This is a genomic window from Stenotrophomonas sp. TWI1149, from assembly GCF_039673155.1.
Classification (GTDB): Bacteria; Pseudomonadota; Gammaproteobacteria; order Xanthomonadales; family Xanthomonadaceae; genus Stenotrophomonas; species Stenotrophomonas maltophilia_AA.
Genome location: NZ_JBDJLB010000008.1, coordinates 117,881 through 137,335 on the forward strand (window position 1 = coordinate 117,881; position 19,455 = coordinate 137,335).

Here is a 19,455-nt window from a genome sequence, read left to right on the forward strand (position 1 = left end):
TCGCACGGTAGAGCCGACCGTTGGTCGGCTTCGTGGAGACCAGAGCCAGGAGCAGCCGACCAACGGTCGGCTCTACCGGTGGCGGGGCTTCAACCCTCGCACTTCTCCTTGCGCCCCATCAGCCGGCCCACGCGCGAGGGCTCATCGCACTTGGGCTTGGCCGGCGGCGGGGCCAGCGCGGCAGCACGCGCCTTCTGCAGCTGCTGGACCTTGGCGCGGATCTGCGGCATCGCCGCCATCGCGGCCTTCTCGCCTTCCAGGATCGCGTTGTTGCGCTGGCCGAAATCGGCGGCACCGATGTCGAGCACCTTGGGCCGGATGATCACGTCCGCGCGTGCCAGCTCCTGTTCGCCCAGCCGCTGGCCCATGATCGAGATCGACTGGTTGACGATCCCGAGCATGCCGGTCGGCGCCTTGCCGCTGGCCTTGCTGGAGATGTCCACGGCAATCACGATGTCCGCGCCGAGCTGGCGCGCCGCATCCACCGGCACCGGGCTGACCACGCCGCCGTCGATGTAGTTGTACTTGCCGATCTTCACCGGTTCGAACACGCCGGGGATGCTGCTGGACGCACGCACCGCCTGGCCGACATTGCCGCGCACGAACACCGTGCGCTCACCGGTTTCCAGCTGGGTGGCGACCGCGGCGAAGGGCTTGCTCAGCTTTTCGGCGGGGCGGTTGTCGACCTGCGCATTGACGTAGTCCTGCAGCTTCTGGCCCTGCACCAGGCCGCCGGAGAACAGGCGCACGTCGCGGATGCTGGCTTCATCCAGGGCAACCGCCCTGGACTGCATCTGGAACGCGTCCATGCCGCTGGCATACAGCGCGCCGACCACGCTGCCGGCGCTGGTGCCGGACACCACCACCGGCTCGAAGCCGTTGGCCTCCAGCATCTTGATCACGCCGATGTGGGCGAAGCCCTTGGCCGCGCCGCCGCCCAGCGCGATGCCGATCTTGACCGGCTTGGCCGGCGTCACCGGAACGGCCGCCGGCGGCGGGGTCGGGCGCACGGGATCACCGCCACAGCCGGCCAGCAGGCCGAGCAGGGCAACGGACAGCGTCAGGCGGGTACGGCGCAGTGAAGTCATCGGCGTGGCAACTGAATGGGCATCGAGGGCCGCCAGCATACCGAAGCGTTGTCGGGACCGGCAGGACAGCGGAGCAGGGCATTCAGGCCGTGACGGGGGATGCCGGGCCGCGACCGCCGTCACAACGCGCGCTCCCGGAAGGGGGTAATGAATAGCGGTTGTTTGCGGCTCTGTTGCTGTACTGCAACAATTGTCTGGTAGCGCCGGTCCACCACCCCTCCCAACACAGCCTAAACGCCATGTTCCCGAACCGCACTGCCCACGGCCGTTTCCCGTCCGTGCACCCGCTCGTTGTCGCTCTTGCCGCCCTGCTGCCATTGACGGCCGCAGCCCAGGATGCCCCCGCCACCAAGGATCCGGTTGCCCTCGATACGCTGCAGGTCACGGCGCAACGCCGCGTCGAAAACGCCAAGGACGTGCCGGTCTCGATCTCGGCGATCCAGGGTGAAAAGCTCGACGTGCTCGGTTCGGCCGGCGATGACATCCGCTTCCTGTCGGCGCGTGTGCCCAGCCTGAACATCGAATCGTCCTACGGCCGTGCCTTCCCGCGTTTCTACATCCGCGGCCTGGGCAATACCGATTTCGACCTCAATGCCTCGCAGCCGGTGTCGCTGGTGTATGACGACGTGGTGCAGGAAAGCCCGCTGCTGAAGGGCTTCCCGCTGTTCGACCTGGCCGGCGTGGAAGTGCTGCGTGGCCCGCAGGGCACGCTGTTCGGCCGCAACACCCCGGCCGGCGTGGTGAAGTTCGATTCGGCGCGTCCCTCGCAGGATGCCGACGGGTACATCAAGGTCGCCTACGGCAGCTACAACACCTGGAATACGCAGGGCGCCTACGGCGGCCCGCTGACCGACCGCTGGTCGGCCCGCGTCTCCGCGCTGTACCAGCGCCGCGACGACTGGGTCACCAACACCCGCCAGGGCGCACCGGCACAGGGCTTCGAAGGCTATGACGAAGCCGCCGCCCGCGTGCAGTTCCTCTACGAAGGCGATGATGTCGAAGCGCTGTTCAACCTGCACAAGCGCAAGCTCAACGGCACCGCGCGCCTGTTCCGCGCCAACATCCTCAAGCCGGGTACCAACCAGCTGGTCGAGAACTTCGACCGCGATGAGGTCTCCACCGATGGCCAGAACTTCTCCGACCTGGAAACCTGGGGCGGCAGCGCGCGCCTGAAGTGGGACCTGGGCCGCGTGACGCTGCACTCGATCACCGGCTACGAGACCGCCGAATCGCTGAACCATGGCGACATTGATGGCGGTTACGGTGCCAGCTTCCTCGGCGCCGACAACTACGGCCCGGGCAACATCCCGTTTGCCTCCGAATCGGCAGATGGCCTGCCGCACCACCGCCAGTGGACCCAGGAATTCCGCGTGGAATCCAATGAATGGGGCCGCTTCGACTGGCAGGCCGGCGTCTTCTACTTCGATGAAGACGTCACCATCGACAGCTTCAACTACGACTCGCTGACCCCGGGCAATCCGCAGACCGGTCACGCCGTGCAGCAGCAGCGCAACAAGGCGTGGGCCGCCTTCGCCTCCGGCGATTTCGACGTGACCGAGCGCTTCAAGCTGCGCGGTGGCGTGCGCTACACGCAGGACAAGAAGGACTTCAGCGCCAGCGTGCTGCAGGCCGTGCCGTTCGGCACCCCGGTCAGCGGCCCGTACATCGCCAAGACCGACGTCAACGACGTCAGCTGGGACCTGAGCGGCGTCTACCAGATCACCGACAACCTCAACGCGTACGCCCGCGTGGCCAAGGGCTTCCGCGCACCGTCGATCCAGGGCCGCCTGGCCTTCGGTGGCGTCTCGCAGGCGGATTCGGAGAAGGTGATCTCGTACGAGGCCGGCATCAAGGCCGACCTGTTCGACCGCCGCGCACGCCTGGGCTTCAACGTGTTCCGCTACAACGTCGACGGCCAGCAGCTGATCGCCGTGGGTGGCACCAACAACACGGCGACCCTGCTCAACGCCGACAAGACCCTCGGCCAGGGCGCCGAGCTCGACTTCGAAGCCTACCTGACCGACCACGTCCTGCTGACCCTGGGCAGCAGCTACAACGACACCGAGATCAAGGACAAGGATCTGGCGGTGGCGATCTGTGGCGGCGGCTGCACCATCACCGACCCGACCACGGTCATCGATGGCGGCACCTACGCACTGGTCAACGGCAACCCGCTGCCGCAGGCGCCGAAGTGGATCCACAACCTGACGCTGCGCGCGGGCTTCCCGGTCAACGATGCCAGCGAGTTCTACGTCTACACCGACTGGGCCTACCGCAGCGAAGTGAACTTCTTCCTGTACGAGTCGCCGGAGTTCCGCAGCCGCTCCTCGCTGGAAGGTGGCCTGCGCCTGGGCTACAACTGGGATTACGGCCAGTACGACGTCGCCGTATACGGCCGCAACCTGACCGACCAGGTCCGCGTGGTCGGCGCGATCGACTTCAACAACCTGACCGGCTTCCTCAACGAGCCGCGCACCTTCGGGCTGGAGTTCACCGCGAAGTTCTGATGCACGTCATGTGGTAGGTGCCCACCGTTGGCGGGCACGCTGTTGAAACAGAAACGGCGCGGAGAAATCCGCGCCGTTTTCTTGTGTGCCGCCATCTTCGCGCCGACCGCCGACCGCCGACCGCCGACCGCCGACCGCCGACCGCTGTATCGCCAATCGGTACCGCCGTATCGGTAGTGCCGGCCGCTGGCCGGCTCTGCACCCTGTTGGGCACCGCGAGGCGCCGGCCAGCGGCCGGCTCTACCCACAATGCCATGCCATCGACAGGTGTCGCCTTACAACGCGCTCGCCGGCCGCACCTTCAACACCGCTTCCTCGGCCGCGCAATCCCGTGCCGAATGCAGCCCCGCCCTGCGTGCCGCGGCGATCTCCTTGCGCGCCGCCAGCAGGTCGCTGTTGAACGCGGCGTTGTCATGCAGGCGTGCCACGGCGGCCGCGCCCATGAAACGGCCTTCCAGGATGTCACTCTGCCAATGCACGTTGCAGACCAGACGGCTTTCGCCGTAGTTGCGGCCGCGTGCCTGGATCGCATCGGCGCGGTCCGGAACGATCTCCGACAGGATCAACGCCCACGCCCAGCCGATCGAGGTGTGGCCGGAGGGATACGAGCCGTTGCCGCGCAGGTCCTGCTCGTCTTCCGGCGAGCAGGTGGGCTCACCATTGACCATGAACGGCCGCGCGCGCTGGTAGTGCTTCTTCGCGGTGCGGGTGGCGGCGCTGGCATCGATCCGGCTGCGTTCCAGCAGGCGGTACAGCGCCGGCGTCTTCACCGCGTCCACATCGACATCGATCGCGCACGAGAACTGGTTGGCGCCGGCCGGGAAGGCGAGTTCGGCGTCGCGGTGTGCCTGCTCGAAGCGCGGGCTGCCGCGCAGGGCACGGGCTTCACGGCTGACCTGTTCGTCCAGCGCGAAGCCGGCCGATCCGGCGGCCGGCGGCGCCGGTACCAGCGCCAGGCTTGCCGGCACGGCAGCGCCCTGCAGGTAGCCGACGGCCTTGGTGGTGACCGAGGCTTCCACCGCCGTGGTGCGCGGCACAGCCGTCGACGAACAGCCGGCGAGGGCGGCGAGCAGGGCGGTCGCCAGCATCGGGCGAACGGCAGCGGAGCGCAGGGACGAGGACATCGGCAGGTCTCGAAGAAGAGGGGAGCGGCATGATCGCAGCTTCATCCTTCAACGACAGCGGCCGTTCGTCATCCGGCCAGATCCGGCATGGCGTGCCCACGTGCACCCCACATGGCCGGCGTGGACCGGGGCTGCTCAGCCCGCGAACGCACTCAACCGGCCGGCCTGCTCCACCACCCGGATCGGGCCGCCGAACAGCTCGGACAACGGCGCATCGCACAGCAGCTCGGCACGCGCGCCATCGGCGAGGATCTTGCCGCCGCGCAGCATCACCACCCGTTCGATCTCGGGAATGATCTCCTCGATGTGGTGGGTCACCAGCACCAGGGTGATGCCCTGGCGGGCGAGATCACGCATGGTGGCGATCAGCTGCTCGCGGGCGATCAGGTCCAGCCCGGTGGAGGGCTCATCCAGCAGCAGGGCCTGCGGCCGATTGACCAGCGCGCGGGCGATCAGCACGCGCCGGGTTTCCCCGGCAGACAGCTCGGCATAGCCACGCTGCAGCAGGGGCAGGGCACCGGTCATGGCCAGGGTTTCACGCGCGCGGTCGCGCATCTCCGCGCTCACTTCACGGAAGGCCGGCACCACGAAGCTGGCGAAGAAGCCGGTCAGCACCGCTTCTTCCACGGTCAGCCTGGGCATGTCGGAGAGATTGCTGCTCAGATCGCCGGTGACGATGCCCAGCTGCGAGCGCAGCCGGTCGACCTGCCAGCGGTTCTGGCCGAGCACGCGCACCGCCACCGTGCCATCGCCATGCGCCAGCGGGTAAAGCTCGCGGGTGATCAGCTTGATGAAGGACGACTTGCCGCAGCCGTTGGGGCCGAGCAGGGCGGTGTGCTGGCCCTGTTCGATGCGCAGGCTGAGATCGTGCAGGACCCGGACCTGGCCGCGGATGACACAGGCGCGGTCGAGCTCGATCAGGGGGACGGGGGAGGCCGGCACCACCGGCGAGGCTGCGACTGTCATGAATGCGGTGGCATGCTCACGAAGGTAAGGGAAGAACTGAATGACTGCGCAAAAATGGCATCAGAGGGATGAAGTTTGCAACGTCAGGCCCCATCATGTCCGAAGGTAGCCCTGTTTCCTTGACGGCCGACTGCGGCCCGGAGTCCTGCGATGTTCGATACGCTCCTCAACTTCCTGACCGGCGGTGTCGTCGGCCTCGGCTGGTGGGGCATGGGCCTGGTGCTGCTGGTGTTCACCCAGCTGACCATCTTCGCCGTGACCCTGTATCTGCACCGCAGCCAGGCGCACCGCGGCGTGGATTTCCACCCGGTCATCGCGCACTTCTTCCGCTTCTGGACCTGGCTGACCACCTCGATGATCACCAAGGAGTGGGTGGCGATCCATCGCAAGCACCACGCCAAGGTGGAGACCGATGAAGACCCGCACAGCCCGGTGACCAAGGGCATCGGCATGGTCTTCTGGCGCGGCGTGGAGCTGTACCGCGAGGCCCGCGCGATGCGCGCGGACATCGAGCAGTACGGCCGTGGTGCCCCGGACGACTGGATCGAGCGCCAACTGTATACCCCGCACGCCAATCTCGGCCCGGTCGCGCTGCTGGTCATCAACAGCGTGCTGTTCGGCCTGCCCGGCGTGGCCCTCTGGGCGATCCAGATGGCGTGGATCCCGTTCTGGGCCGCCGGCGTCATCAATGGCCTGGGCCACTGGTGGGGCTACCGCAACTTCGAATCGGCCGACACCTCCACCAACCTGACGCCGTGGGCGTTCTGGGTGGGCGGTGAAGAACTGCACAACAACCACCACGCCTTCCCGAGCTCGGCGCGCTTCTCGATGCGCCGCTGGGAGTTCGATATCGGCTGGGCGGTGATCCGTGGCCTGCAGGCCCTGCGCCTGGCCAAAGTGCTGCGCGTGGCACCGAGCATGGACGTGCGCCCGAACATCGCCGTGCCCGATGCTGAAACCCTCAAGGCCCTGCTGTCGCACCGCTTCCAGGCGATGACCGACTACCAGCGCAACGTGTTCGTCCCGGCCCTGCGCGAAGAGGCCGCGATGGCCGGCGCCAAGCTGCGCAAGCTGCTGCCGCGTCGCATGCGCCGTGGCCTGGTCAACGACGGCCGCTGGCTCAAGCCGGATTGCCGCGCCCAGCTCAGCACCTGGGTCGAGCAGCGCCCGCGCATCCGCGTGCTGGTCGAACACCGCGCCCGCCTGGCCGCCCTGCTTGAAGCCCGCGGCAACGACGCCGCCGAGCGCCTCAAGCTGCTCCAGGCGTGGTGCCATGAAGCCGAAGCCAGTGGCATCGCCGCGCTGCAGAACTACGCCGCGCGCCTGAAGGGCTACGCACTGACGGCACACTGATCGATGCGCCTCCCGCCCGGGAACGTGTCCGCGAAACGCCGCCTTGTGCGGCGTTCTGCGTGTCTGGGCCTGGCCGTGGGCCTGTTCGGCGCGACGGCCCATGCGCAGGTCACCGACACCGGCAGTTACCTGCAGCGCATGGACACCGACGGCGATGGCCGGGTCAGTGTGGAGGAGTACGTGCAGTGGCTGCTGTACGCCTTCGATCGCATGGACCGCAACGGCGATGGCGTGCTCGGCGCCGATGAGCTGCCCGGTGGCAAGGGCCCGCCGATCACCCGCGAGCAGCAGCGGCAGACGCTGGTCCAGCGGTTCCACAAACAGGATGCCAATGGCGATGGCTATCTGAGTGCGCGCGAACTGGCGGCACCGCCGCGCTGAGCCTCGCTCGGAACGTAGCGGGGCAGCGCGCCGCTCTACCGCGGTTCATCGGGGGACGCCTTAGAATTGCGCCATGCCCGAGCTCCCCGAAGTAGAAACCACCCGCCGCGGCCTTGCGCCGCATCTGGAAGGCCGCCGCGTCCACGGTGTGATCCTGCGTCGCCCGGACCTGCGCTGGCCGATCCCGCCGGAGGTCAGCGAGCAGCTTCCCGGCCAGGCCATCGAGGGCGTGCGCCGCCGCGCCAAATACCTGTTGCTGGATACCGCCGTCGGCAGCGCCGTGCTGCACCTGGGCATGTCCGGCAGCCTGCGGGTGCTGCCCGGCGATACCCCGGTGCGGGCGCACGACCATGTGGACATCAGCCTGGACAACGGCCGGCTGCTGCGCTTCAACGACCCGCGCCGGTTCGGCAGCCTGCTCTGGCAGCCGGCCGGGGAGACCCATCCGCTGCTGGCCGGACTCGGCCCGGAGCCGCTGGATGAGGCGTTCGACGGCGACTATCTGTTCGCCCGCAGCCGCGGCCGCAGCGCCTCGGTGAAGACCTTCCTGATGGACCAGGCCATCGTGGTCGGCGTCGGCAACATCTATGCCGCCGAGAGCCTGTTCATGGCCGGGATCAACCCGCTGCGCGAGGCCGGGCGGATTTCGCGCGAGCGCTACCAGCGCCTGGCCGACGCGGTGAAGCAGATCCTGACCCACGCCATCACCCGCGGGGGCACCACCCTGCGCGATTTCATCAATCCGGACGGGGCGCCGGGGTATTTCGAGCAGGAACTGCTGGTCTACGGGCGTGAAGGCGAGCCCTGCCGCCAGTGCGGCCGGCTGCTCCGCCACGCCACCATCGGCCAGCGTGCCAGCGTCTGGTGCGGGCACTGCCAGCGCTGAATCGTCGCGCGGCTGTCGCTCCCCCGGCGGTATAGTCCGCCCAACATCACCGGCGGGGGTGTGCGATGGACGAAGGACCGGATATCACCGTGTGGCTGGATTCGGCCCGGGCGGGCGACCGCGCCGCGCTCGACCGGGTCCTGACCCTGCTCTATCACGAGCTGCACAGCATGGCCCGCCGGCAGCTGGCCGGGCAGCAGGGACGCACCCTGGATGCCACCTCGCTGGTGCACGAGTCGTACCTGAAGCTGCTCGGCTCCCGCGGCGCGGCCCGCTTCGAGGATCGTGCGCATTTCTTTGCCTATGCGGCCTCGGCGATGCGCAGCGTGGTCGTCGATTACGCACGCAACCGGCTGGCCCGCAAGCGCGGCGGCGATCTCAAACGGGTGGAGCTACCCGAGAACAGCAGCAGCGGCGTGCGCCTGGATGAAGACCTGCTCGCCCTGGATGTCGCGCTGGCACAGCTGCATGCGGTGGATGCGCACCTGGCCAAGGTGGTGGAACTGCGTTATTTCGCCGGCCTCTCCGAGCAGGAGATCGCCGATCTGTGCCAGCGCTCGGAGCGCAGCATCCGCCGCGACTGGCAGAAGGCGCGCATGTTCCTGCTGGCCTGGGTCGGGGAGTCCTGAACAGCCACGCATCGTCCGGGGAGAGGAGCGATGGAGGCGTCACGCTGGCGGCAGCTGTCCTGCCTGCTGGATCAATTGCTGGAACTGCCCGAACCGGCGCGTGAGCAGCGGCTGCTGCGCCTGCGCGCGGAGGATCCCGGCCTGGCCGACGACGTGGAGCGCCTGCTCGTCCACGAGCGCGACAGCCACGAGTTCCTGGCGCAGCCGCTGTGGACCGCCGCGCCCGAAGACAGCCGGGTCGGCACCCGGGTCGGCCCTTACCGGTTGCTGCGTCCGCTTGGTGAGGGTGGCATGGGCGAGGTCTGGCTGGCCGAGCGCGCCGACGGTCTGTACGAGCGCCAGGTCGCCCTGAAGCTGCTGCGCAGCGGCTACGCCGACCCCGGCCTGCGCCAGCGCTTCAGCCGCGAGCGCGAGATCCTGGCCCGGCTGCAGCATCCCAACCTGGCCCAGCTGTTCGATGCGGGCGTGGACCTGCAGGGGCAGCCGTACCTAGCGCTGGCCTATGTCGAAGGCGAGCCGATCACCGACCACTGCCAGCGGCTGGCGCTGCCGCTGGAGCGCCGCCTGCAGCTGATGCTGCAGGTGTGCGCGGTGGTCAGCCACGCGCACGCCAACCTGATCGTGCACCGCGACCTGAAGCCCTCCAACATCCTGGTCACCGCCGATGGCGAGGTGAAGCTGCTGGACTTCGGCATCGCCAAGCTGCTGGACGACGACGACGGCAAGCCGCCCGCGCATCCGCCCACCGAAGCGCGCGCCTTCACCCTGCACTACGCCGCGCCGGAACAGGTGCGTGGCGAGCCGGTCTCCACGCTCACCGATGTCTATTCGCTGGGCGTGGTGCTGTTCGAAGTGATCACCGGCCAGAAACCCTACCGGTTGCGCCGGCACAGCGATGCCGAGTGGGAACGCTCGATCCTGGAGGTGCAGGCACCGCGTGCCTCGTCGGTGATGGCGCGCCTGGCCGCCGCCGGTGGCGAGCACGCGGTGGCCGCCAGGCGCCTGTCACGGCGCCTGCGCGGCGACCTCGACACGATCCTGCTCAAAGCCCTGCAGAAGGAGCCGGCACAGCGCTACCCCTCGGTCGAAGCATTGGCCCAGGATCTGCGCCGTTTCCTCGAAGGCCGGCCGATCCATGCGCGTCCACAGCACGTGGGCTACCGGCTGCGCAAATACCTGGGCCGGCACCGGTGGGGAGTGGCGCTGGGCAGCGTCGCGGTGCTGGCCCTGCTTGGACTGGCACTGACCGCGCTGTGGCAGATGCAGCAGGCGCGCCGCGAGATCGCGCGTGCCCAGGCCATGCAGGATTTCACCGTGGGGTTGTTCGACCGCGCCGCCGGCGTGCGCCACGGCAGCTTCGATCTTCGCCAGCTGCTGGCGACCGGACAGCAACGCGGCGAGGCCGAACTGCGGGATCAGCCGCTGTCGCTGGCCGAGCTGGAAGGGGTGATCGGCCGGCTCCGGATCGGCATGGGCGACTACCAGCTGGCACTGCAGACACTGGACCGCCAGCGCGCGCTGCTGGAAGAGGTCGGCGAGGTGCCGCCGACGCTGCAGCTGGAGGCCGTGACCCAGCGCGGCCGTGCGCTGCGCATGCTCGGCCGCTCGCGCGACTGCGTGACCCACCTCACCCCGATGCAGTCGCTGGCCACGGCGTACCGCCTGCGGCTGCCGGCGGCCGTGGCCGCGTACCACACCCAGCTCGGCCGCTGCCAGCAACTCCTCGGCTACCGCGACAACGCGCGCGCCGCTTTCGGCCAGGCGCTGGTCCTGCGCCGCGACATCCTCCGCGACACGCCCGGCACCGCCGAGAGCCTGGCCGACCTTGCCGCGCTGGACAGCGACGATGGCCGCGCCCCGGCGGCGCTGGCCGGTTACCGGCAGGCGCTGCAGCTGCTGCAGGCCGATGCCACGATGCGGTACCCGCAGCTGATCGCGCTGCGCCGGCACATGGGCGAGAGCCTGGCCGCGCAGGGGGATGTGGACGCCGCCGAGCAGGCACTGCGACTGGCAGCTGCCGATGCAGTGACGCTGTATGGACCGGACCATCCCGAGACCCTCTCGATCCGCCGCGTGCGCGCCCTGCTGGCGATGCAGCGGGGCGACCTCGAGCAGGCACAGGCCGAGCTGCAGCAGATCCATCGCCTCACCCGGCAGGCGCTGGGTGAGCAGCACCGCGATACCGGGCTGACCTGGCACGCGCTGGGCCGGCTGGCCATGGAGCGCGGCGACAGCGCCACCGCCCTCGATGACTTCGCCCGGGCCGTGGCGATCTGGCGGCAGCCCGATTGCGTGGGCCTGCTGCCGCAGGGCCTGTACGACCAGGGCGAGGCCTTGGCCCGGGCCGGGCGTTGGCAGGCCGCCCTGGCCGCCCTGCACGAGGGGCGGCAGTGGCAGGCCGCGCAGCGCGGCGATGACGATGCCTCGGTGCAGCAGGCCGACCGCCGCATGGCCGAGCTGGTCAGTGCGCACGGCGACCCGCGCCAGGCCGGGGAGCAGCTGGCCGCGCTCATGCCCCGGGTGGACCGGGCCGGGTCCGCCGGCCCGGCCCTGCAGCGTGCGCTGCAGCTGGCCTGGGGGCGCAACCTGGGCCGCATGGGCCAGACCGTGGAAGCCCGCCGCGCGCTGGCGCCCCTGCTGGTGGGCGACACGGCCGACCCCGAGAGCCGCGCGCTGCGCTGGCGCGCCCGGGCGGCGATGGCCGAACTCGACTGCCCCGGCGCACCGGCGCGTGCCCGCGAGGCGCTGGGGCAGCTCCACCAGACGCTGAAGGCGCAGTTCCCGCAGGGGGGACAGCTGGTGGCCGAGGTGGAGCGGGCACGCCAGGCCTGCGCATCGGCGCAGGTAGCCGCTGCTCCCTGAGCATGCTGGCTGAACGCTGCGCCGTATTCACTTCGGCGAATTAACGTCTGCGTGCCTATGATGGCCGGCCCTTCCCTGCCATCGCTGCCTGCATGCAACGACGCGACTTCCTCCGCAATGCCTCCGTGGCCCTGGCCGCCTTCGGCCTGCCCGCACTGCCGGCCTGCGCCGCGCAGGGCAACCAGGTCGGCCTGCGCCGGCTCGGCCAGCCGCAGCCGTTCGACTTCGCCTCGCTGAAGGGGCAGGCCCGCGCGCTGTCCCAGGCCGCTTATCAGAGCCACAAGCGCACGCTGCCCGGCCCGGTCGAAGCGCTGGACTGGGACCAGTACCAGTCGATCCAGTACCGCCAGGACCATGCGTTGTGGGCCGACCAGCCCGGCCGCTACCAGGCCAAGTTCTTCCACCTCGGCCTGTACTTCCACTCGCCGGTGCGGATGTTCGACGTGACCGACGGCAAGGCGCAGGAGCTGGCCTATGACGGCGCGGCGTTCGATTACGGCAAGAGCGGCCTGAAGGGCAGCCACCTGCCGGCCGACCTCGGCTTCGCCGGTTTCCGCCTCAACACGCGCAAGGACACCAACCGCGACTTCGCCGCGTTCCTCGGTGCCAGCTATTTCCGCGCGGTCGGCAAGGAAGGCCAGTACGGCCAGTCCGCGCGCGGCCTGGCGATCGACACCGGCATGGGCAAGCCCGAGGAGTTCCCGGACTTCATCGCCTACTACCTGGAGCAGCCGGCGGCGGACTCCGACACGCTGGTGGTGTACGCGCTGCTGGATTCGCCGAGCACCACCGGCGCCTACCGCTTCGCGATCACCAACGGTGACGTGCTGCTGATGGACATCGACTGCGCGCTGTACCCGCGCAAGGCGATCGAGCGGCTGGGCATCGCGCCGTGCACCAGCATGTACCAGGTGGGCGAGAACGACCGCCGCATGGCCTGGGACTGGCGCCCGGAGATCCACGATACCGACGGCCTGTCGATGTGGACCGGGGCCGGGGAATGGATCTGGCGCCCTCTGTGCAACCCATACAACCTGCGCTTCAACATGTTCGTGGACAACAATCCGCGCGGCTTCGGCCTGCTCCAGCGCGACCGCAACTTCGATCACTACCAGGACGACGGCGTCTTCTACGAGAAGCGGCCGTGCCTGTGGGTGGAACCGAAGGGGCAGTGGGGCAAGGGCTCGGTGCAGCTGGTCGAGATCCCGACCGTGGATGAGACCTTCGACAACATCGTGGCGTTCTGGAATCCGGAGGCCAAGCCACAGCCCGGCCAGGAGCTGCTGCTGGGCTACCGCCTGTACTGGGGCGCCGAGCCGCCGGCCCGCACGCCGCTGGCGCACTGCGTGGCCAGCCGTACCGGCCTGGGCGGGGTGATCGGCAAGAAGCGCGCGTATTTCTCATGGCGCTTCGCGGTCGATTTCGAAGGCGGCGAGCTGGCGGCGTTGATCGACAAGGGCGAGGTCGAAGCCGTGGTCCAGGTCAGCCGTGGCCGCACCGAGATCGTCTCGGCGCGTCCACTGCGCGAGATCAAGGGCTACCGCGCCATGTTCGATGTCGTGCCGCCGGAGGATTCCACCGAGCAGATCGACATCCGCCTGTACCTGCGCAGCGGCGGCAAAACGCTCACCGAAACCTGGCTGTACCAGTACAGCCCGCCGCCGAAGGGCGCGCCGGAACGCACGTTGTATTGATCAAAGCGGCAATGGGACCTGTGCCGGGTCGATTCTTCCCTCGCCGCGCGTGATCTTCTTGAACTCCGCGCGGCTCACCGACACGTAGCGCTCGTTGCCGCCGATCTCCACCTGCGGGCCGTCCTGCACCGCGTGGCCGTGCTCGTCCACGCGGACCGTCATCGTGGCCTTCTTGCCGCTGTGGCAGATGGTCTTGATCTCCTGCATCTCGTCGGCCCAGGCCAGCAGGTACTGGCTGCCTTCGAACAGCTCGCCGCGGAAATCGGTGCGCAGGCCGTAGCAGAGCACCGGGATGCGCATCTGGTCGACCACCTCGCTGAGCTGCCAGACCTGGCTGCGGGTCAGGAACTGCGCTTCATCGACCAGTACGCAGCCCAAGGGGCCGTGCGTGCCGATGTCGTCGGCGATCAGCTGCTGCAGGTCGGTGTCCTGCTGGAACGCGATCCCGTCGGCCTTCAGGCCGATCCGCGAGGCGACCACGCCGCGCCCCGCGCGATCATCCAGCCGCGGGGTCAGGATGGCCACGCGCATGCCCCGCTCGCGGTAGTTGTGCGCCGACTGCAGCAGGGTCGTGGTCTTGCCGGCGTTCATCGCCGAATAATAGAAATAGAGCTTGGCCATCGGCCAATTCTAGACGCCCGGCCGCCTCTCGTGGCCGCCGGGCCCCAAAGGAGCGGACGCTTTCGTCCGCTGCCGGCGATCACCACGCTCCGGCCGGGCGGCCCGCTACAATGCCCCTCCCCTGGAGATGGCATGCACGGTCTCAATCCTCCCCAACACGCGGCAGTGATGCACTGCGAAGGTCCTCTGCTGGTGCTCGCGGGCGCGGGCAGCGGCAAGACGCGCGTGATCGTGGAGAAGATCGGCCAGCTGATCGCCAGCAAGCGCTACCCGGCGCGGCGGATCGCGGCGATCACCTTCACCAACAAGTCGGCCAAGGAAATGCGCGAGCGCGTGGCCAAGCGCCTGCGCGGTGACGATGCCGATGAAGTGACGATCTGTACCTTCCACGCGCTGGGCCTGAAGTTCCTGCAGATCGAGCACGCCGCGGTGGGGCTCAAGCGCGGGTTCTCGATCTTCGATGCCGACGATTCGACCGCGCAGGTCAAGGACCTGATGTACGGGGCCAAGCCGGACGACATCGAGGACGTGAAGAACCTGATCTCGCGCGCCAAGAATGCCGGCCTCTCGCCCGAGCAGGCGATGGCGGCCGCGCGCAGCACGCGCGAGAAGGAAGCGGCCAGCGTCTACGAGCGCTACCAGCTGCGCCTGACCGCGTTCAACGCGGTCGATTTCGATGACCTGATCCGGCTGCCGGTGCAGGTGCTGGAAGAGAATCCCGAGATCGCCATCGCCTGGCGCGAACGCATCGGGTATCTGCTGGTCGACGAATGCCAGGACACCAACGATGCGCAGTACCGGCTGCTCAAGCAGCTGGCCGGCAGCAAGGGCAACTTCACCTGCGTGGGCGATGACGATCAGTCGATCTACGCCTGGCGCGGTGCGAATCCGGAAAACCTGCAGCAGATGGCGCGCGATTATCCCGCGCTGGAAATCATCAAGCTGGAGCAGAACTACCGCTGCTCCAACCGCGTGCTGCGCGCGGCCAATGCGTTGATCGCCAACAACCCGCACGAACACCTGAAGAAGCTGTGGAGCGACCAGGCCGACGGCGAGCGCATCCGCGTGTGGGAGTGCCGCAACAGCGAGCACGAGGCCGAAAAAGTAGCGGCGGAAATCTCCTTCCTGGCCACCTCCAAGAAGATTCCGTGGAGCGATTTCTGCATCCTGTTCCGCGGCAATTTCCAGTCGCGGCCGCTGGAAAAGGCGCTGCAGCTGGTGCGCGCGCCGTACCACATCACCGGCGGTACCGCGTTCCTGGAACGGCAGGAGGTCAAGGACACGCTGTCCTGGCTGCGCCTGCTGGTGAACCCGGACGACGATACGGCCTTCATGCGCGCGGTGCAGTCGCCCAAGCGTGAAGTGGGCGCCGGCACGCTGGCCAAGCTGGCCGAGCTGGCGTCGGAAAAAGACCTGCCGATGGCGCATGCCGCCGAAGCGATCGGCGCGCTCTCGCAGCTGCCGCCGCGTGCGGCCAACGGCCTGAGCCGCTTCACCGACATCCTGCGTGACCTGCGCGCGGAGATGCCCAAGCTCAGCTCCGGTGACCTGGTGCGCAAGCTGGTGAAGGACTCCGGGCTGGTCTCGGACCTGCGCAGCGCGTGCAAGGAAGAGTCCGTGTACCAGCGTCGTCTCGGCAACCTGGAAGAACTGGCGCAGTGGTTCGAAGGCGGCCCTCGGGGTGCCTCCACGGCGGATCTTGCCGCGCAGTTGGCGTTGCTGTCGCGCAACGACAAGGACGACGGCGGCAACCAGGTGCGCATGATGACCATGCACGCCTCCAAGGGCCTGGAATTCCCGTACGTGTTCATCATCGGCTGCGAAGACGGCGTGCTCCCGCACCAGGTCAGCCTGGACGAAGGCAACCTGCAGGAAGAGCGGCGCCTGCTGTACGTGGGCATCACCCGCGCCAAGGTGCAGCTCTGGATGAGCTACAGCAAGCTCACCCGCAAGTTCGGCGAGCACGTGCGGCTCAAGCCCAGCCGGTTCTTCGATGAGATACCGGCCGAGGAAATGCAGCGCGATGGTGCCGATCCGGTCGCCGATGCCGCGCGCAAGAAGGAACGCGCGAGCGCCGGGTTGGCGGCGATCCAGGCCCTGTTCGACTGAGCGTCGCCGGGTAGGGCCACCCCATGGGTGGCTCTACGGCACAATCAGGCTATCTCCCTCAGCCGGTACCCGCATGTCCGCCGTGATCCAGACCGACCGCCTGCACCTGCGCCTGATCGACCCCGACCATGACGCGGCCGACATGCTGGCCCTGCTCAACGAGCCCGGCTTCATCCGCAACATCGCCGACCGCGGCGTGCGCACCTTGGCGCAGGCGCGTGACTACACCGCCGAACGCGTGCTGGGCAGCTATACCCTCAACGGCTTCGGCATGTACGCGATCGTCCGCCGCGAAGACGGCGCCTGGCTGGGCAACGCCGGCCTGGTCCGTCGCGACGGACTGCCGGCACCGGATATCGGCTATGCGCTGCTGTCGCAGTACGAGGGCCACGGCTACGCATTCGAAGCCGCGCGCGGGGTGATGCACTATGCGCGCGACGTGCTGGGCTACACCGATCTGTACGGCATCGTTTCGCCGGACAACGTGCGTTCGGCCGCGCTGCTGCGCAAGCTGGGCATGGAGGATCGCGGCGACCTGCTGCTGCCGCCGCCGCATGGCGGCGATGTGGTGCTGCTGTTCGCCACCCCGGGCGCGCCAGCCGTCTGACCCGGTAGAGCCCGGCCGTCTGACCCGGTAGAGCCACGCCATGCGTGGCTGCAGTTCACCCCCCCAACTGCGCGCGCAGCTCCGCCAGCTGCTCCTGCAGCTCGGCCACCGTGGCTTCCAGCTGCTGCACACGCGACTCCAGCGCCGGATGGGCGGCACCGCCACCGCCACCGCCGGACGGCGCCGACCTGTACTGCTCCGCCAACGCCTGCACGTCCACCGGGCCGGCCAGCAGGTGCATGTAGCGGTCTTCGCGCTGGCCGCTGGCGCGTGGCAGCTGGACCGCCATATCGCGCTGGATCATGCGCTCCAGGTGATGGCGCAGTTCGTCCACGTCCTGGAAGCGGACCAGGCGCTCGCTGCGGGTCAGCAGCTCGTTGAGGGTCTGCGGGCCGCGCAGCAGCAACAGGCCCAGGATGGCCAGCTGCTGGCGGGTCAGGTCCAGCGCGGCACCGGCGCGATGCTCGTAGCGCTCGGCGCGCGAGGAGTACTGCTGGCGCGCCAGGCCCAGGGTCTCCAGCTGGCGCAGCGCGTGGTGCACGTCGCCGGCCGACAGCGCCATCACCGGCTCGCGGGCGGTCTTCTGGTTGGCGGCCACCTGGGCGGCGTTGACCGTCAGCGGGTAGGCGTCCGGGGTGGTCGCCTCCTTCTCGATCAGGCAGCCCAACGCGCGGGCCTGGGCCGCGCTGAGCACGGGCAGGGCAGGGGTCTGGGTGTCGTCGGTCATGGGGCGCTCCGCGGTGTTTCAGGGGCGTGCAGCATAGCCGAGCCCCGCCGGCCACATGAATGCCGCGGGACAAGCCGGTAAACTGGCGCGAATCTGTTGCCGGTGAATGCCATGCGTCGTAGTGCTGTTTCCCTGTCCGTGCTTGCCTGTGCCGTGCTGGCACTGAGTGCCTGCAAGCGCACTGAAACCCCGGCCGATGCCGCCCCGCCGGCAGCCGCTGCCGCGGCGAGCGCCCCGGCTGCCACCGGCGATGCCGCCGCGGCCGCCAATGACAATCTCAATGCCGTGCTGTGGATGCAGCGCGCGCAGGAATACCGCGCGATCACCGAGCAGACCTACCGCGCCGCCGCCGATCACCTGGACAAGGCCCTCAAGGAACCCAACTGGGACGCGCTGGTGCCGGACGAACGCGGCAATGCCGCCAAGGGCCTGAAGCCGGCCGTGGTGCTGGACGTGGATGAAACCGTGCTGGACAACTCGCCGTACCAGGCGCGCCTGGTGCGCGATGGCAAGGAATACGACGAACTGAGCTGGGACCAGTGGGTCGCCGAGAAGAAGGCCAAGGCGATTCCGGGCGTGGTCGATTTCGCCAAGGCCGCCAACGCCAAGGGCGTCACCCTGCTGTACATCTCCAACCGCGCCGTGCACCTCAGGGACGCCACGCTTGCCAACCTGCGCGAGCAGGGCCTGCCGGTGGCCGACGACAGCGTGTTCCTCGGCCTGGGCACCGTGGTCGACGGCTGCGAGCAGGCCGGCAGCGAGAAGAACTGCCGCCGCCGCCTGGCCGGCCAGCAGTACCGCGTGCTGATGCAGTTCGGTGACCAGCTGGGCGACTTCGTGGAGGTCACCGCCAACACCAACGATGGCCGTGACGCGCTGCTGCAGCAGTACCACGACTGGTTCGGCGAACGCTGGTGGATGCTGCCCAACCCGACCTACGGCGGCTTCGAGCCGGCCCAGTTCAACAACGACTACAGCCAGTCGCGCCAGGCCCGCCACGACGCCAAGCGTGCCGCGCTGGATTACGCACCGTGAGCCGCGCGCCGCTGCCGCTGCGTGACGAGGAGCGCCTGATCTTCGCGCTCGACGTGCCCGGCCGCGACGACGCGCTGGCCTGGGTCGATCGCCTGGGCGATGCCGTGTCGTTCTACAAGATCGGCATGGAACTGCTGGCCTCCGGCGAGTACTTCGAGGTGCTCGACGCACTCGCCGCGCGCGACAAGCGCGTGTTCGTCGATCTGAAGTTCTTCGACATCCCGGCCACCGCCGCGGCGGTGATCAAGCGCTTGTCGCAGTGGCCGGTGAGCTACGCCACCATCCATGGCTGGCACCCGGCGATGATGGAGGCCTGCGCGGCCGCCAACGGCAGCGACATGCGCCTGCTGGCGGTGACCGTGCTGACCTCGATGGGACGCAGCGACCTGGCCCGGATGGGCATCGACCGCGAGCCGGTGGAGGTGGTGGTCGAACGCGCGCTGGCTGCCCAGGCGGCCGGCATCGATGGCGTGATCGCCTCCGGCCAGGAGGCCGAGCCGATCCGCGCCGCCACGGGTGCCGGCTTCTCGATCGTGTGCCCGGGCATCCGCCCCGGCGGTCCGGTCGGCGATGACCAGAAGCGCACCGTCGGCGTGGCCCAGGCGTTTGCCGACGGCGCCGATGCGATCGTGGTCGGGCGCCCGATCCGGCTGGCCAGCGACCCGCAGGCCGCCGCGCGCGCCATCCAGGCCGAGATCGCTCAGGCCCTGGCCGCGCGCTGAGGCGACGACGGGGCGGAGCCGCCCCGTCACAACCGGTTTTTCTGTACATTCAACGGCTTGCGCATATGGCGCGAGGTCGGCGGGGTTGCCGGCTTGCCGCTGTCACTGAACAGGCCGCAAGATGCGGACCGGTCCGGGGAGTCC

The 19,455-nt window shown here is 68.9% G+C and carries 16 protein-coding genes; 11 read left to right on the forward strand and 5 right to left on the reverse strand.

The window, feature by feature from the left end; genetic code table 11:
• Positions 1-89: 89 nt before the first annotated feature.
• Entirely contained in the window at positions 90-1,088 is a 999-nt protein-coding gene (locus tag ABE424_RS10950; protein ID WP_346491439.1) for a patatin-like phospholipase family protein, read from the reverse strand.
• Positions 1,089-1,327: 239 nt separating this feature from the next.
• Between ABE424_RS10950 and ABE424_RS10955 the strand changes: the two genes are divergently transcribed.
• A complete protein-coding gene (locus tag ABE424_RS10955) occupies positions 1,328-3,595 on the forward strand; it encodes a TonB-dependent receptor (RefSeq protein ID WP_346491440.1) in 2,268 nt (755 codons plus the stop codon).
• 275 nt (positions 3,596-3,870) lie between these two features.
• On the opposite strand, the gene ABE424_RS10960 is transcribed toward ABE424_RS10955, so the two are convergent.
• A complete protein-coding gene (locus ABE424_RS10960; protein WP_346491441.1) occupies positions 3,871-4,719 on the reverse strand; it encodes a phosphatase PAP2 family protein in 849 nt (282 codons plus the stop codon).
• Between the two features lie 135 nt (positions 4,720-4,854).
• Entirely contained in the window at positions 4,855-5,685 is an 831-nt protein-coding gene (locus ABE424_RS10965) for an ATP-binding cassette domain-containing protein (RefSeq protein WP_346491442.1), read from the reverse strand.
• 150 nt (positions 5,686-5,835) lie between these two features.
• Here ABE424_RS10965 and ABE424_RS10970 point away from each other — a divergent pair, with 150 nt between their 5' ends.
• From ABE424_RS10970 to ABE424_RS10995, 6 genes are all read left to right on the forward strand, one after another.
• Positions 5,836-7,038, forward strand: coding sequence for a fatty acid desaturase (locus ABE424_RS10970; protein ID WP_346491443.1), 1,203 nt, complete (start codon positions 5,836-5,838; stop codon positions 7,036-7,038).
• 3 nt (positions 7,039-7,041) lie between these two features.
• Complete coding sequence (locus tag ABE424_RS10975; RefSeq protein ID WP_346491444.1) at positions 7,042-7,419, forward strand: hypothetical protein; 378 nt, start codon at positions 7,042-7,044, stop codon at positions 7,417-7,419.
• A gap of 73 nt (positions 7,420-7,492) precedes the next feature.
• A complete protein-coding gene (gene mutM, locus ABE424_RS10980) occupies positions 7,493-8,305 on the forward strand; it encodes a bifunctional DNA-formamidopyrimidine glycosylase/DNA-(apurinic or apyrimidinic site) lyase (protein ID WP_346488445.1) in 813 nt (270 codons plus the stop codon).
• Positions 8,306-8,370: 65 nt separating this feature from the next.
• The gene (locus ABE424_RS10985) at positions 8,371-8,934 is read left to right on the forward strand and encodes an ECF-type sigma factor (protein WP_346491445.1); all 564 of its coding nucleotides are present in this window, start codon (positions 8,371-8,373) and stop codon (positions 8,932-8,934) included.
• Positions 8,935-8,964: 30 nt separating this feature from the next.
• Positions 8,965-11,796 (forward strand): protein kinase, encoded by a 2,832-nt coding sequence (locus ABE424_RS10990; RefSeq protein ID WP_346491446.1) that lies wholly within the window; start codon positions 8,965-8,967, stop codon positions 11,794-11,796.
• Positions 11,797-11,888: 92 nt separating this feature from the next.
• Positions 11,889-13,490, forward strand: coding sequence for a glucan biosynthesis protein D (locus ABE424_RS10995; protein WP_176990297.1), 1,602 nt, complete (start codon positions 11,889-11,891; stop codon positions 13,488-13,490).
• Here ABE424_RS10995 and ABE424_RS11000 read toward each other — a convergent pair whose 3' ends face one another.
• Positions 13,491-14,111 carry a thymidine kinase gene (locus tag ABE424_RS11000; protein ID WP_176990296.1) on the reverse strand — a complete coding sequence of 207 codons (621 nt, stop codon included), beginning with the start codon at positions 14,109-14,111 and terminating at the stop codon, positions 13,491-13,493.
• A 132-nt stretch (positions 14,112-14,243) separates the two neighbouring features.
• Between ABE424_RS11000 and ABE424_RS11005 the strand changes: the two genes are divergently transcribed.
• Both ABE424_RS11005 and ABE424_RS11010 read left to right on the forward strand, forming a co-directional pair.
• Positions 14,244-16,220 (forward strand): UvrD-helicase domain-containing protein, encoded by a 1,977-nt coding sequence (locus tag ABE424_RS11005; protein ID WP_176990295.1) that lies wholly within the window; start codon positions 14,244-14,246, stop codon positions 16,218-16,220.
• A gap of 73 nt (positions 16,221-16,293) precedes the next feature.
• Entirely contained in the window at positions 16,294-16,827 is a 534-nt protein-coding gene (locus tag ABE424_RS11010; protein WP_346491447.1) for a GNAT family N-acetyltransferase, read from the forward strand.
• A 55-nt stretch (positions 16,828-16,882) separates the two neighbouring features.
• On the opposite strand, the gene ABE424_RS11015 is transcribed toward ABE424_RS11010, so the two are convergent.
• Positions 16,883-17,554, reverse strand: coding sequence for a DUF480 domain-containing protein (locus tag ABE424_RS11015; protein WP_346491448.1), 672 nt, complete (start codon positions 17,552-17,554; stop codon positions 16,883-16,885).
• Positions 17,555-17,665: 111 nt separating this feature from the next.
• On the opposite strand from ABE424_RS11015, the gene ABE424_RS11020 reads away from it, so the two are divergent.
• A complete protein-coding gene (locus ABE424_RS11020) occupies positions 17,666-18,589 on the forward strand; it encodes a 5'-nucleotidase, lipoprotein e(P4) family (RefSeq protein ID WP_346491449.1) in 924 nt (307 codons plus the stop codon).
• Positions 18,586-19,311, forward strand: a complete 726-nt coding sequence (pyrF, locus tag ABE424_RS11025; RefSeq protein ID WP_346491450.1) for an orotidine-5'-phosphate decarboxylase — start codon at positions 18,586-18,588, stop codon at positions 19,309-19,311. The genes ABE424_RS11020 and pyrF overlap by 4 nt, the downstream gene beginning before the upstream one ends.
• Positions 19,312-19,455: the final 144 nt, after the last annotated feature.